The organism is Shewanella surugensis, from assembly GCF_023284005.1.
Taxonomy (GTDB): Bacteria; Pseudomonadota; Gammaproteobacteria; order Enterobacterales; family Shewanellaceae; genus Shewanella; species Shewanella surugensis.
Map to the genome: position 1 here is coordinate 30,508 of NZ_JAKIKS010000037.1, position 14,027 is coordinate 44,534.

Annotated in this window: 13 protein-coding genes; 5 read left to right on the forward strand and 8 right to left on the reverse strand. The window is 39.5% G+C overall.

Annotated elements, in window-relative coordinates:
* Positions 1-268: 268 nt before the first annotated feature.
* From L2764_RS11170 to L2764_RS11180, 3 genes are all read right to left on the reverse strand, one after another.
* The gene (locus tag L2764_RS11170) at positions 269-2,734 is read right to left on the reverse strand and encodes a zinc/cadmium/mercury/lead-transporting ATPase (RefSeq protein WP_248940294.1); all 2,466 of its coding nucleotides are present in this window, start codon (positions 2,732-2,734) and stop codon (positions 269-271) included.
* Between the two features lie 550 nt (positions 2,735-3,284).
* Positions 3,285-4,352: a glycosyltransferase family 9 protein gene (locus tag L2764_RS11175; protein ID WP_248940295.1), complete on the reverse strand. Its 1,068-nt coding sequence runs from the start codon at positions 4,350-4,352 to the stop codon at positions 3,285-3,287.
* 196 nt (positions 4,353-4,548) lie between these two features.
* Positions 4,549-5,775: an MFS transporter gene (locus tag L2764_RS11180; RefSeq protein ID WP_248940296.1), complete on the reverse strand. Its 1,227-nt coding sequence runs from the start codon at positions 5,773-5,775 to the stop codon at positions 4,549-4,551.
* 502 nt (positions 5,776-6,277) lie between these two features.
* Here L2764_RS11180 and L2764_RS11185 point away from each other — a divergent pair.
* Complete coding sequence (locus L2764_RS11185) at positions 6,278-7,516, forward strand: ArsB/NhaD family transporter (RefSeq protein ID WP_248940297.1); 1,239 nt, start codon at positions 6,278-6,280, stop codon at positions 7,514-7,516.
* A 56-nt stretch (positions 7,517-7,572) separates the two neighbouring features.
* Here the strand turns inward: L2764_RS11185 and rsmS are convergent, their stop codons facing one another.
* On the reverse strand, positions 7,573-7,767 hold the full coding sequence (gene rsmS / locus L2764_RS11190; RefSeq protein WP_248940298.1) for a pleiotropic regulatory protein RsmS: 195 nt from the start codon (positions 7,765-7,767) through the stop codon (positions 7,573-7,575).
* Positions 7,768-7,843: 76 nt separating this feature from the next.
* Complete coding sequence (locus L2764_RS11195; RefSeq protein ID WP_248940299.1) at positions 7,844-8,572, reverse strand: cytochrome b/b6 domain-containing protein; 729 nt, start codon at positions 8,570-8,572, stop codon at positions 7,844-7,846.
* Between the two features lie 211 nt (positions 8,573-8,783).
* Between L2764_RS11195 and L2764_RS11200 the strand changes: the two genes are divergently transcribed.
* Both L2764_RS11200 and L2764_RS11205 read left to right on the forward strand, forming a co-directional pair.
* Complete coding sequence (locus tag L2764_RS11200) at positions 8,784-9,011, forward strand: hypothetical protein (protein WP_248940300.1); 228 nt, start codon at positions 8,784-8,786, stop codon at positions 9,009-9,011.
* Positions 9,012-9,084: 73 nt separating this feature from the next.
* The gene (locus L2764_RS11205; protein WP_248940301.1) at positions 9,085-9,774 is read left to right on the forward strand and encodes a tRNA (adenine(22)-N(1))-methyltransferase; all 690 of its coding nucleotides are present in this window, start codon (positions 9,085-9,087) and stop codon (positions 9,772-9,774) included.
* 21 nt (positions 9,775-9,795) lie between these two features.
* On the opposite strand, the gene L2764_RS11210 is transcribed toward L2764_RS11205, so the two are convergent.
* Positions 9,796-10,413: a fumarylacetoacetate hydrolase family protein gene (locus L2764_RS11210; protein WP_248940302.1), complete on the reverse strand. Its 618-nt coding sequence runs from the start codon at positions 10,411-10,413 to the stop codon at positions 9,796-9,798.
* Positions 10,414-10,917: 504 nt separating this feature from the next.
* Here L2764_RS11210 and L2764_RS11215 point away from each other — a divergent pair.
* Positions 10,918-12,189, forward strand: a complete 1,272-nt coding sequence (locus tag L2764_RS11215) for a dicarboxylate/amino acid:cation symporter (RefSeq protein WP_248940303.1) — start codon at positions 10,918-10,920, stop codon at positions 12,187-12,189.
* Between the two features lie 100 nt (positions 12,190-12,289).
* On the opposite strand, the gene L2764_RS11220 is transcribed toward L2764_RS11215, so the two are convergent.
* A complete protein-coding gene (locus L2764_RS11220; protein WP_248940304.1) occupies positions 12,290-12,742 on the reverse strand; it encodes a YaiI/YqxD family protein in 453 nt (150 codons plus the stop codon).
* 127 nt (positions 12,743-12,869) lie between these two features.
* Entirely contained in the window at positions 12,870-13,436 is a 567-nt protein-coding gene (locus L2764_RS11225) for a PhnA domain-containing protein (RefSeq protein ID WP_248940305.1), read from the reverse strand.
* 201 nt (positions 13,437-13,637) lie between these two features.
* On the opposite strand from L2764_RS11225, the gene L2764_RS11230 reads away from it, so the two are divergent.
* The gene (locus L2764_RS11230) at positions 13,638-13,916 is read left to right on the forward strand and encodes a glutathione S-transferase family protein (protein WP_248940306.1); all 279 of its coding nucleotides are present in this window, start codon (positions 13,638-13,640) and stop codon (positions 13,914-13,916) included.
* Positions 13,917-14,027 lie beyond the last annotated feature (111 nt).

Genomic DNA, 14,027 nt, shown 5'->3' on the forward strand with positions numbered 1-14,027 from the left:
AAAAAATATATTGGTTTAATTTAAAAAAAGTCAAAAAACATTCTATTTCCCCATGACTCTTGCCACAAAGCTTATCACTGAGTTAACAGTCGTTATGTCGACTCACTCACTTCAATAAGTTAACCTCTGTGATGCACTTATGATGTTGAATTCGGGGGGGAGTCAATAATTAAGAAGCACTAGCAATATTCAATAAACACCATAAACAACAACACCAAAAGACACATTGCCTTTCGGTGCTTTTTACCGATTTTGTTTGTCTAAAAAACTAACGCTTTTTCGGTTTAAATCGTAATAAGCGTAAGGCATTTAATGTCACCAAAGCTGTGGCACCACTATCTGCTAAAATGGCTAACCACAGTCCCGTTAATCCAAGTAAAGTGGTCACTAATAAAATAGCTTTGAGTCCAATCGCTAAGGTAATATTTTGACGAATATTACCTAACGTCGCCTGAGACAATTCAATCATTACTGGCAACTCCGTCAAACGATTATGCGTTAATGCTGCGTCAGCAGTCTCTAAGGCCACATCAGTACCGCCTCCCATGGCAATACCGATAGAAGCCGTTTTCATCGCGGGAGCATCATTAATCCCATCACCAACCATAGCAACATTAGCCGCAATATTCGCTTGCTCCACAGCAGTGACTTTATCTGCAGGTAATAACCCTGCTTGAAAATCTACTCCTATCTCAGCTGCAATCGCTGCTGCAGCTCGTTGATTATCACCCGTTAACATGAGTGAGTTAATTCCCATGCCTTTTAACGCCAGTATCGCTTCTTTGGCATCACTGCGTAAGTTATCTCGCCAAGCAATCATACCGATAGGAACGCTATCTCTTAATACAATCACTAATGTTTTGCCTTGCGCTTCCAATGCAATGGCTTCACTTTGTTGCTTATCAGTCAACGTTATTTGTAAGGGAAGTCTATCTGCGGCATAGAGTTGAATTTGCTGACCTGCCACTATTCCTCTTATCCCTAAACCCGGTAATGCTTCTCGCTCTTCGGCTTCGTCAACAAGCCAACCTTTGTCAATGGCGGCATTGACAACCGCGATCGCTAAGGGATGTAAGGAACCCATTTCAACAGCTGCAGCTTGCTTTAATAGTTTATCTTCATCGCCATCCCAACAAACCAAGTCAGTCATAGCGGGTTGACCTTGCGTCAGTGTCCCTGTTTTATCAAAAGCGACGGTATTGATACGCCCTAACTGTTCTAATGCTGCTCCCCCTTTAATCAGTGCCCCTCTTCTTGCAGCTGCCGCAAGACCCGATGTGATAGCCGCTGGCGTTGAAATGACTAAGGCGCAAGGACACGCTATCAGTAATAATGTTAACCCACGATAAATCCATTCACTCCAAACTTGTGCAAAAAATAGTGGAGGTATCACAATAACCAAGGCGGCTAACACGATCATGGCAGGGGTATACCAGCGACTAAACCTGTCTAAAAAACGCTCTAGCGGTGCTTTACGTGATTCGGCATCCTCAATCAAATGTAGTATGCGATCAATGGCGTTCTCTCCCTGAGCAGAGATAATGGTTAATCGCACCACCTTATCCGTCACTAAAGACCCCGCCATAATCTTATCACCGGGGACATGTTCTACTGGAATGGACTCTCCCGTTAATGCACTTTCATCAAAACTAGCAATAATATCAATTAATTGTGAATCTGCGGGTAAACGAGAACCCGGAGCTACTTCAATCACATCTCCTTTGATCAGATCAGCAACAGACACATTGACTTTACTGCCACCGTCTCTAATGACAACGGCTTCTTCAGGGACTAAATTCATCAGCGCTTTGACACCACTGCGTGCTCTGGCGGCGGCATAACCTTCTAATCGCTCACCAATCAAAAAGAGTAGCAACACCATCCCAGCTTCAGCTGTTGCGCCTAAATACAGTGCGCCGATTGCTGCAACACTCATTAAGGTTTCAATCGAAAAAGGGGTACCAGATCGGGCCAAAAGAGTGGCTTTCTTAACAACAGGAAGTAGTCCTAGCACCGTTGTTATCGTAAAAGCAATACTGCCAAAAGCCACAAAATATTGGCTAATAATAAAAGAGAATAGCATCATCACAGCAATGACAATGACGGACAAATTCTGTTTCATAAAACTCTGTTCGACTTTATCCTTTGATACTTTACCCGAAGCCAATCTTACGCCCGTTTCCATTGCCTTTGCTTCAATTTGCGAAACCATACTCTCAGACTGGCAATGAACGATGAGTTTTTCAGTGGCAAACATGACTTTTGCACTATCCACTCCCTTTAACGACATCAAGGCTTTTTCTAGCTTATTGGCACAACTTGGACAATCCATTCCAAGCACCGTCCACGTTTGAGAGTATCCAGATTTAATTTGACTAAGTGCTGCCTCTAACGCTTGCTCTTCTGCTTTTGTATCCGATAAAGTCGTCGTTTCGCTTCCACAACTCTGGCTGTGATCGTGGCTATGTTTATGCGCCGGTAAAGGGGGGGCTTGAAGTACTTTATCCCCCTGAGATGAGGAATGAATAGGAACAAGAAATACAGGCTTCACTGATGATTGTCCAAAGGATTCTTTTTCACTCAACGCCTTTGAATCGCTCAAAGCCTGAGTTTCAATACTGTCTGTTTCTGCTGAGGCAGAAGGGCTACAACAACCATTATTGCTCACCATTTCAGCTTTATCCCCTTTAAGGTGGATATGGGATTCTTTTCTATTACAATTGTTAACAGACATCTATTAGTCTCCTAAAGCACTCTTATTATTCAGATAAAGTCTATCCAAATAAAACGAGATCCAAAAAATCATTACATAAATAACCTGAACTCGGGATAATGAGTGTCCGGCTTACTTTTATTCATTTATAAATCATACTATTACGGATTACCTAGTGAGTTTACCCGCCCATTTCCTGCTGAGAGCCGACATTATTGTCGATATCAAGGCGGAGTTTCGACCGTAATAGCCCGCTATTACTCGTCATTCCAACACAGATAGGGGAAAAAATAGCGGTATTCAGCGACGCGGATTATCCCGAGTTCAGGTTAAATACTTTCTATAGCTTAACTATAAACCTTAGAGTACAGTCTAAGGTCAACGTAAACATTGCATTTTTTCCCACAAAAACGGAAAGACTAAATTGACATGAAGAGTACCAGTAGGGTCTATCAAGACTCTACTGGAATTAAGACTTAGAGGAATGACAACTCATCATCCTGAGTTAAGGTTAAGCAGCGGCCTCACATTTGAGTCGTACAATAAAATTTAACATTGAAGATGACATTCATTATCCGATAGATTGTCTCTTTTGAAACCAATGCTCTTCGGCATGTTCTTTTTCTTTAAAAGGTAAATTTAAAGAGAGTATTGCTGCTAAAATACATTCTGGAGAGATCTCACGGATCAACTCGGCGTCAATCAGCCCGCGGCCATTAGCAAATAAACTCACCCCTAAAGACGTTTTCGGTTCGACTAAACTCCAAGGGCTTGTCCCCAACCCGACAATAGCAACATAAGGCGTTCCGATAGCGGCAGCCATATGTAAAGGACCCGAATCTATTGTTAATATCACATCAACAGCTGCAATAGCATCGACCAATCCCGATAGACTGGTTTTTCCAGATAAATCCCTAACCTCGATGTTATTCTGTTCTAATGATTGCGTTAAAATGGCATTATCGTCAGCTTCACTTTGATCGCCAAAAATACAAAACTCACAAGATATCTCAGCTGCAATCGTTAACAGGGATTGAATAGCTAAATCACTTGGATAATGCCTCTCCAATTTATATTTACCGCCAAAATACACACCTATTTTAATGTTATTAGCGTACTTATCTGTATTTATTTTGTCCGAATACAAATAAGTATTAGGCATATGATTAAAGGGACGTCCAAAAGGTTCATTGGCTAAATAAGCATATCGTTGCAAGTAATGTCTATTAGAGTTAAAAGGATAAGAATGCGTTAATAAAAATGAACGTCCTTCATTTGCATAACCAATTCGATTATCAATACCCGATAACCAGCAAAGTAAGGCATCTGAAAATGAATTGCGCATCACTATCGCCAATTCACAATTAAGCCCTTTAATCAGCCGAGCTTGATTAAGCAAACTCAAACGGCTTTTGGCGGTATAACGGTGATCAACTAAAACCGTCACATCATAGCGATCATCTCGTTCAAATAATGGTACTAAATAAGCTCTTACCAGTAAAATGATTTTTTTATCCGGAAAATGTGCCCTAAGCATTCCAATGCTTGGAGTCGTATTGATAGCATCACCAATGTATTTAGGTAACACCACTAAAACATTTCCCATAACATCTTTATTATTAATGATTTTTCGTTTCATACTCGACTTGATAAACCTCTATGAATAAATATATAAGCCTCCAATGCTTAAACTTCAACCCTATGTTCATAAAAGAGTTACAGCATTCCATAGCCATATGATCACGATATTCTACCCCAAGATTGATTTTAATTTAACTAAGAAGACTAAAAAAATAATGTGATCTCAATATTTTATTTTTTCATCTACATTTTTATTAAGATAATTCAGTTTCGACGCTCACATTCGGTTCCGTTGTTTTATCCAAGGTTTCAGGCATAAAGACAGCAAAAACAAATAGCCCCACTAAACCTACCGCACCAAGAAAAAGAAAACCTGTATCAAAATTACTGATCTCGACTATCTGCTCCGCAATTAAATTACTCAGTGACACACCAATCCCCAATAATGTGGCTAACGCACCTTGCACAATATTAAACCTTCCCGAACCTTTGGTCAGATCAGCAACAATTAACAGAAAAAGCACACCAAAAATACCATTAGCCACACCGTCCAACGCCTGGATCATGACTAAATAAACAGAGGTATCAGTCAATGAAAATAAGATTGCGCGAATAGGTAAAATAGCAAATGCAATGAGAAAAAGTGGCTTTCGTCCCCAAGTATCCGCTTTCCTTCCACAAAAAATCGCCATAAAAATCATCACAAATTGTGCCGTAATAATGCAAGCAGAAGTAAATGCAATACCTTGCTCAGCATTACTTCCCGAAGAGAGCTTTTGGCTCACTAGAGGCAACATAGCCGCATTCGCAAAATGAAACAGTAATATACTGAAGGCAAAAATCATTAAACGACGATCATGCAGTAATACTTTCAATCCTGACGGTTGCTTGTTCTCTTCTTGAGATTGAGCTATCGCTCCGCGTGCCCGTTCATGGTTAATTTCCCTTGGGTCGATTAACAATGTGCATATAATCAAACCTACAGCCATAATAGCCACCAGCCAGAAAACCCCTAATGCCGAGACCCACAAGGCCAGCACTGCAGAAATGATAGCCGCAAAAACATTTCCACCATGATTCCAAGCCTGATTAGCACTGGTTTGTCGAGTAAAACGACGCGAACCCACTATTCCCAGAGTGATGCCGGCAATAGTTGGCCCTAAAAATGCGGCGGCGGCACCAATTAACACTTGGCATAAATAAATAATCCAAGGGGTATTATTCAAGGCGATGGTCACGGTGGATAACGCAATAATCACTGCACAGGCGATCAACAATAATCGCTTACGATGAGTGGTATCGACAAAACCGCCTGCAGGCGTTTGCATAATAACCGTCGCGATAGACGTGATTGCTAACGCGACTCCAATTTTTCCTGGGTCCCACTGCAAAATAGACATTAAATAAATAGCAAGATAGGGCCCAAGGCCGGCACCCACATCACCTAAAAAAAAATTAATACCCAGTAGGGGTTTATGCATAGATTATTTTAATCCTATAGTGGGCAATAAATAAGTGGCTAATCATACAATATTGAAAATACATACTTCATGAATAAACATTAATACTGATAAAACGACTACACTAATACTTACCTATGAGTATAGTGATTAAATTTCATTCTGCTCGACTTGCAAAAGAAAACCAGTATGACTATGGTATATATTAATATCTTAAACAAATAACAATTTATTTATCTTTCTCATTTAATTATAATTGATATAAAAAATTATTTAGAGAACAAGTCATTTCCCTGAAAAACATGTATTGAACACCGCTAAACAAGACCCCCGCAATACATTGAAAGTAAAAGAATTAATTAATAAACCCATTTAAAACAATAGAAACAATAGAAACAATAGAAACATTATATTAAGTAAATAACTTCAATAATCATTAAAAATATATAAACAGAACCTTTATACGCTTAACATAATGACCATTAATAAAAAACATTATGAAACATAAATAGGTCTTTCCATTATGTCATTTAGTCTAATTGTTACCATTCTTATTTTTATTTTAATCTCTATGCGCCAATGGCTACCAGCATGGTTACGGATCTGGCATATTATGTCTATGGGGGCTCTCGCCATTTTAATTATGGGCGAAATTAGCCTTAAAGCCGCTTTTTTAGGTATAGATTGGAATGTTATCGCCTATTTATTTGGTGTTTTCTCTATTGCTGCAGCACTGTATGATAGTGGTATATCCGATCGCATGTGTGATTACCTTAATAAACGCCATCCTAGCATCCCTTTTTCTTTGCTTTTCCTCATGGTTTTTTCTGGTATCACTGCTGCAGTCTTAACCAATGATGCCGCTGCCGTCATTGGTACTCCCATCGCGCTCACCTTAGCAAGATTATTAAAAATTCGCCCCACATTATTGCTTATTGCTCTGTGTGCTTCCGTTACCATCGGCAGTATGTTGACTCCAGTCGGTAACCCACAAAATATCTTAATTGCTGCCAAAGGTCATATTACTAACCCCATGAGTAGCTTTGCCCTGTGGTTAATCGTCCCCACCCTATTTTCAATGGTGTTTGCCTTTTTTTGGTTACTATATGTTCAAAAAAAATGGGGGCAAGAGTGTCATCAACACGTCAGTCTACCTCAACCCAATCATGGCAGTACTTGGCCAGCCTATTTGAGTGTATGCTTATTAATTGGTATGATTTTAGGCGATAGCCTACTCATTAGCATCAACCCCAATTATCATCTGCCTATTGGGATCATGGCCTTAATTGCTTGCTTACCTGTTTACCTCTTTAACCCCCACCGTAAAACGGTCTTTAAAGAAGTCGACTGGGCCACACTCACATTCTTTGTCGCTATGTTTGTGGTGACAGGGGCCGTTCTTGCATCGGGAGATTTACAAACATGGTTAGGCCCTAAGTTACACGAACTCGACCACCCACCTTTATTAACCACTATCAGTTTTTGGGGCAGTCAGCTGTTTTCAAATGTGCCGTTAATTGAAATTTATTTGCAACTTTTGACCAAGCAAGAGCTCTCAACCATGATGCTACTCTCTGCAACCAGTACCTTAGCAGGGAACCTGTTTATTATTAGTGCAGCAAGTAATGTCATTGTCGTACAGCAAACAGAAAAGTTTAACGCTAAACCCTTTAGTTTCTGGGAGTTTGCTTTAGTATTACTCCCCATTACAGTCGTCTCTTTGCTTTTTAGCTATTTATGGATAGTTTACGTCATGTCTTAAGCAAGCCAAGCGACTTGAAACGTTAAATTCAAGTCACTTAAGCCTCATATGTAACATCACGCTTTTTTATTAATTTTAACCTCTAAATCTTGCTTCACAATATCCAAAGCAAGTAAGGCCACTTTAGGATCAATGTGATTACTTTCAAATAAAAATATTAAATCAACTGCTAACTGTACTTCTGCCGGAGCAGAATCTAAATGAGATATACCATCCTCCTCACCGCCTTCATTATCATTACTTTGGTTCATTATATCGCTCAAATTAAGGGTGGAATTTCGGTTTATTCTGATACTAAACCTGATATCAATAAAATAACTAGGTTAACTACTCATTTTTGTCTGATGATTTTAAAGACTTTTTTCCTGAAATCATCGCCGACACTATGCCTGGTTGATGCTTAATCTCAGCAAGCACAACACCAACAACATGGAGTAGAATTAATAATATCAAAAAATAAACACTATAAAGATGCACTTTTCCCGCCAGTCCTTTATAGGGACTTAACACAGCATATTTTTTGTCATCCACCCCAGTCTTATCATAAGGTTTAATACTTGCTGGATCGACATTTTTCTGAGCAATGTATTCCTGAGTTATTCCGCCAAAGGGGGGATAATATACATCTGTTCCGGCTCGAATAAGCCCTGTTATACTAATGATAAGCAAGGTTAATAATATCAAAATAATCGCTATTTTCCCAAAAGGATTATGACCGATATATTGAGGTGTATTATTGTTCTTCATTGCATTAATATATTGTTTTAAATCTTCTTTGTTAAAAAATAACGTTCCCCACCTCGCAAATTTATTCCCGATAAAGCCCCATAACAACCTCATGGCTAAGTTAATCGCGAACCCGTAGCCTATGACAATATGTAATTCTTTTAATTTTATTTTTGCCGCTAAGCCAGTGATCCCTAATTCGGGTTTAAATAGCATGATCAAACCCACAAAAAGTAAGAGCACCACTAACAATAAATTGACCCAATGAAAAATTCGACTAGGTAGATCCCAGACGGTGTAAGTTTGCTGTATTTCTGAACGACTACTCATTAGATTTGTTCCTATAGATCTTAATCTTGCATATTTTTTTCGGCGATCATCTTACTTGTTAATGCCTATAAAATCGAACCACAAACATGAATATTTAAAATTGAGTTCTACTTGTGAGATAAAAGCGGGTTTAGGTATAATCAGCTTCATCATTCAATATTGCTATAGATTCACACTAGAGTCTAAAACTGAGTTGTTAAGGCTAAACATTATGACAAAAATGGATTTCTCCACTATTAATAAAACAACCACCCAATCATACAATGAACAAAAAAATATGATTAAACGCGTTTTTAAAGGACAAAGTGTTTTGTGTAAAGTCTGTGGCCAAGCATTATTGCTCAAATTACCCGTCGCCCATCAGCCTTCCACCCTGTCAGGGATATATTGTAAAAAGGGTTGTACCGATCTTGAACTTGATATGGAACACGTTAACTAGCCTTTAATGAGTCAATTCATTAGATGACATGCTAACAAGCAATATCACTTTCGTCCTACATTGAGTATTTTCATTGAAACTAAGTCAACGTTTAGCCCATATCAATACCATGGTAAGTCAGCATTACGACCATATATGGGATTGCTGTTGTGATCATGGATTACTCGGTGCAGCATTACTCAAACAACAAACGGGTTCTATTATTCACTTTGTTGATACAGTACCTCATTTAATGGCATCGCTGCGCCGTAAACTTGAACACTTCTTTCCTCAGCAAGAAGCCTATCAGCAGCCCCAAGCACCACACTCATGGCAACTGCATTGCCTGAATGCTAAAGCTCTACAGCTCGCCGCGCCATCACAATCTCAGCTAATTATCATTGCCGGTGTTGGGGGCGATCTCACTATTCAAATTATGGACACCATTCTAAAAGCCCATCCGGATCATCCATTAGAATTTATATTATGCCCCGTTCATCATCATTACAAGGTCAGACAGATGTTAATACAACACAAATTGGGGTTAATCAAAGAAACATTGATCCAAGACAATCAGCGCTTTTATGAAATCATTCATGTCACCACCCAACATCAAAAACCCTTATCCTCAGTCGGCAGTAGTATGTGGGATCTAAGCTTAAAAGCACATCAAGACTATTTAGCGAAAACACTTAAGCACTATCAAAATATCGCTCGCGGTGCAGAGCGAGGAAAACATAACCCTATTGATGCTTATCAAGCCCTTTATGCCAACGTTAAATAGCCCCACCTTCTTTAATTTAACTTAAGAGCTCACAGCCATCCATTCTTTTGTCATGACGGTCTCACCTTTAGACTGCATCTGCACACTGTAATGGCTGTTTAGCGTCACTTGCCCTACCCCTTTTGGGGTACCCGTCATCACAATATCCCCCTCTTCTAAAGACATAAAAGTTAATACATGCGCTAGAATTGACTGAGGGGAATGGATCATCAGGCCGACATGACCTTCTTGTATTAATTCACCATCAACTGATAATGAAAAAGAAAGAGATTCATCGATGTCATTAATAGGCACAAAATCACTGAAAATAGCTGAACCATCAAATGCTTTTGCTTTTTCCCAAGGAAGTCCTTTGTTTTTTAATTGGCTTTGCAATGCTCTTTTTGTCAAATCTAGTCCTATAGCGACCGCAGAAAAACGTCCTGATTGGTACATAAAGCACAATTCAGCTTCATAATGTAAAGCTTCATCATGATACGCCAATAATTGGGTCGATATGGCAGAATTAGGTTTCATAAAAATGACCATCTCATCAGGAATGTCATTATTTAATTCTTTTATATGATCGACATAGTTACGTCCTACACACACTATTTTAGAAGGCGTGATGGAATATCGACCTAACTGTACCTGCTTCATAATGCTTCCCTTGAAAGTGGTTGAACAAAAAATGAAATCATCCATTAAAAATCAGTAACAAGCAAGTTCCCAAAGTGCAACCTCAGTCTCAAGAAGAGACAGCCAATAATTGATGTCTGAAGTGAAATAACAAAAGGAAGGAAGTAAAGAAGAAAGAGGTCACTATTGAAGATAAATCAAGTTTCAGCCAATAAAAAACTCAAAACAAGACTAAAGTCGCGACCAACATTCGTGTTTAAATTGTAAAAATGTTAAACAAACAATAAGTTGATTACAAACTAAAAAAATGCAACCCTTACGTGCAACTTAAATAAATAATTAAAAACATTATCGCAACAATAATGAGCTAAATGGATGATTTTATCATTCCTATCCTGTTTTTTAGCTGAATATAGTTAAAGTGACTTGCTAATAAGGGAGATATCGAAGAGTATTTTTAGCATTAAAGAAGGACATTACCCTCTAGGGAAAGAGATACACAACATAATTGAAGGCATAGAACTCATGTTTAAATCATTATCATCACGCATTTTTATCGGATTGTTTTCCGGCCTAATAATCGGCACGATTATTCAATATGGCTTTCCTCACAATAGTTTTGCAAGTGGTACACTTATCCATATCGCCTCTGGTGCAGGGAGCATGTTTGTTCAACTTATCATGATGCTTGTCGTTCCCCTCGTCTTTTGCAGTATCGTCACAGGAATAAGTGAACTGCAAGATCTCAAATCCTTTGGCCGTTTAGGCAGCAAAACATTTGCCCTATATTTAGTAAATACGATGTTAGCCATTGTGGTTGCTATCGCGTTTTCGCTTTGGTTATCACCGGGTGAAGGCATGATGTTATCCGGTGCTAAAAATGCCACCTTGTCTGCGACTGAATTACCCGGCTTCATTGACATGATAGTCAATATCATCCCAAGTAACCCCGTTAAAGCCTTCTATGAAGGTAATATGTTGCAAGTGATTTTCATGGCATTACTCACCGGTGGGATCATCAAATCCTTAGGTGATGACGTTAAGCCCGTGGTCATTTTTTTCCAACACGCCAATAAGGTCATGCTTAAAATGATCACTGTGGTGATGAGTATTGCTCCTCTGGGTGTCTTTGCTTTAATGGTAAAATTAGGTGCCACGTTTGAGCCCGATGCCTTTATTAGCGTGTTTAGCTATATGGCATTAATTATTGCACTACTCGCTTTCTGGGCGTTAGTGGTTTACCCCATCGTCGTGGGACTCACCACCAGCATTTCTGCTGCAGAGTTTCGTCGCAAAACACGTGAGCAGTTCCTGTTTGCATTATCTACCGCAAGCTCAAATGCTACCATCCCTGTTACCATGCGAACCCTTACCGAGAAATTAGGCGTAAGATCGAGTATTGCTGGGTTTGGCGTGCCTATGGGAGCGACCATGAATATGAGCGGTGTTGCCATTTATATAACTGTTGCCGCTTTCTTTGTGGGTAATGCCTTTGGTCATCCCATCACCGTCAGTCAGCTTCCTGTTTTAGCCTTTAGTGTCTTTTTATTATCTGTTGGCGCAGGTGGCGTACCTGGTGGCGGTATTGTGATGATAGGTGTGCTTATTCATCAACTTGGGCTGCCTATCGAAGCCATTGCACTCGTTGCCGCACTAGACAGAGTCATTGATATGTTCTGTACCAGTACCAATGTGGTCGGTGATTCCGCCGTTGTGAGCATAGTGGACCATTCAGAAAAAACGACAGAACAAAAACAAGCCGCAGCAACGACTCGGGCAAATGCTGAAATAATCTAAGTGACCAATCTGATAACTCCTTGAGTTTATTCTTAAGGCTTGAGCACTCAATTCAGTTCTACTGGCACACATCAAACGTCAATCAAGTTGATTGACGTTTTTATTTCTTCCTATTTGCAGTTAATATTTTATCTAACTGATTAGAAAACTGCTGCCTATCTGCCTGACTCATTGCCGCTGGACCGCCAGTATGAACTCCACTTGAGCGCATCGTATCCATAAAGTCACGCATATTTAAAATGGCTTTAATATTATTGGGAGTATACAGCTCACCTCTGGGATTTAACGCCAGCCCCCCTTTATCTATCACTTCTGCAGCAAGAGGAATATCAGCTGTAATAACCAAATCATTGACCACTAAACGCTTCACAATTTCATCATCAGCAACATCAAATCCCGACGAAACAGTGATCATGTTGATATAAGGTGAAGGGGGGATCCGTACCCCATGATTAGCAATTAATGTGGTATGAGTCCGTGTTCTATCGGCAGCTCTAAACAAAATCTCTTTCGTGACTGCTGGACAGGCATCTGCATCAACCCAAATTTTCATTCGTGCACCTTCTTTAAATTAAAACCAATATTGTTTATGTTATCAATAATCATAGAAAAGCCCCGACCATAATAAAGAGAGGGGCTTTAGTATGAAGCCTTGCCTACACCTTAGTAACCGTTTGCTTTTATTGCGATTTTTTTACAAAGCAGGTTAAGATGACAATACGGGTACCATTTACGCGCCCTTCAATATGTTCAGGGTTATTGGTTAATGCGATATTACGTACCGCGGTACCTCGTTTGGCGACAAAACTGGTACCCTTTACATTTAAATCCTTAATAATAACGATATTGTCACCCGCCTCTAAAACAGCACCATTGCTGTCTACAGTCACGACGGTCTCTTCTTCAACATTGTTAGCTTCAGCATCGACCCATGCTTGTAAATTGTCATCTAAATAAAGCATTTCGGCTAAATCTTGTGCCCAACCTTCTGCATTTAAACGTTTCAACATACGTGCAGCCATGACTTGTACCGCTGATACCGGACTCCACATGCTGTCATTTAAGCAGCGCCAATGGTTTGTATCCATCTTTTCGGGTGACATGATTTGCTCGTTACAAGTATGACAAATCATAAGTTCATTCTCATGATTATCACCCGAATGGGGTAAAGAAAATGCCGCTAATTCTGATGCTGCACCGCACAGTTCGCATTTATGCTCACAACGTTTAAGTAATTCAGTTGTCATACTATCTTCGATTATCCATACAAAATTAATGTGTATTATAACGTATCACTGAGGGACTTGAAATACTCAACTAAGCTAAGCAGCTCTACTAATGCTTTAGCATTGCTACAATCGAAATGTGGCAGATCAAGCTATCTCGCCTTTGGCTCAACTTCGCTACGCGAAGCGGGGTATTAAGATACTGAAAGACTAAAACTTACGATGACAGATAAAACGGCATCGAGACCTGAAGGGATAAATCTCGTCAGCTTTTTACTCACATTAGAAGAAAGATTATCCCACTCTGCATTTCTTGCTGGACACACTTATCCTATGGCAGATATCGCAGCCTATGTCATGATAAATTTTATAGAAAGAATCAATATCCCATTAGAGAATCAATCACCTTCTCTTACCGTTATGATTGGTATAAAAAAATCAACCAAAGATCAGCTATCCACGTCATCAATAATACCGTATAAACACTCCATTTTTCCTTAAACTAGGGGGCGTTGACAATTACGCTAACCAAATCATAGAAGCAGCTAATTGAAGCGTCCCTAAATAGTACTTAGCCTTTCTCTCATAGCGCGTAGCCACTCTACGGAACTG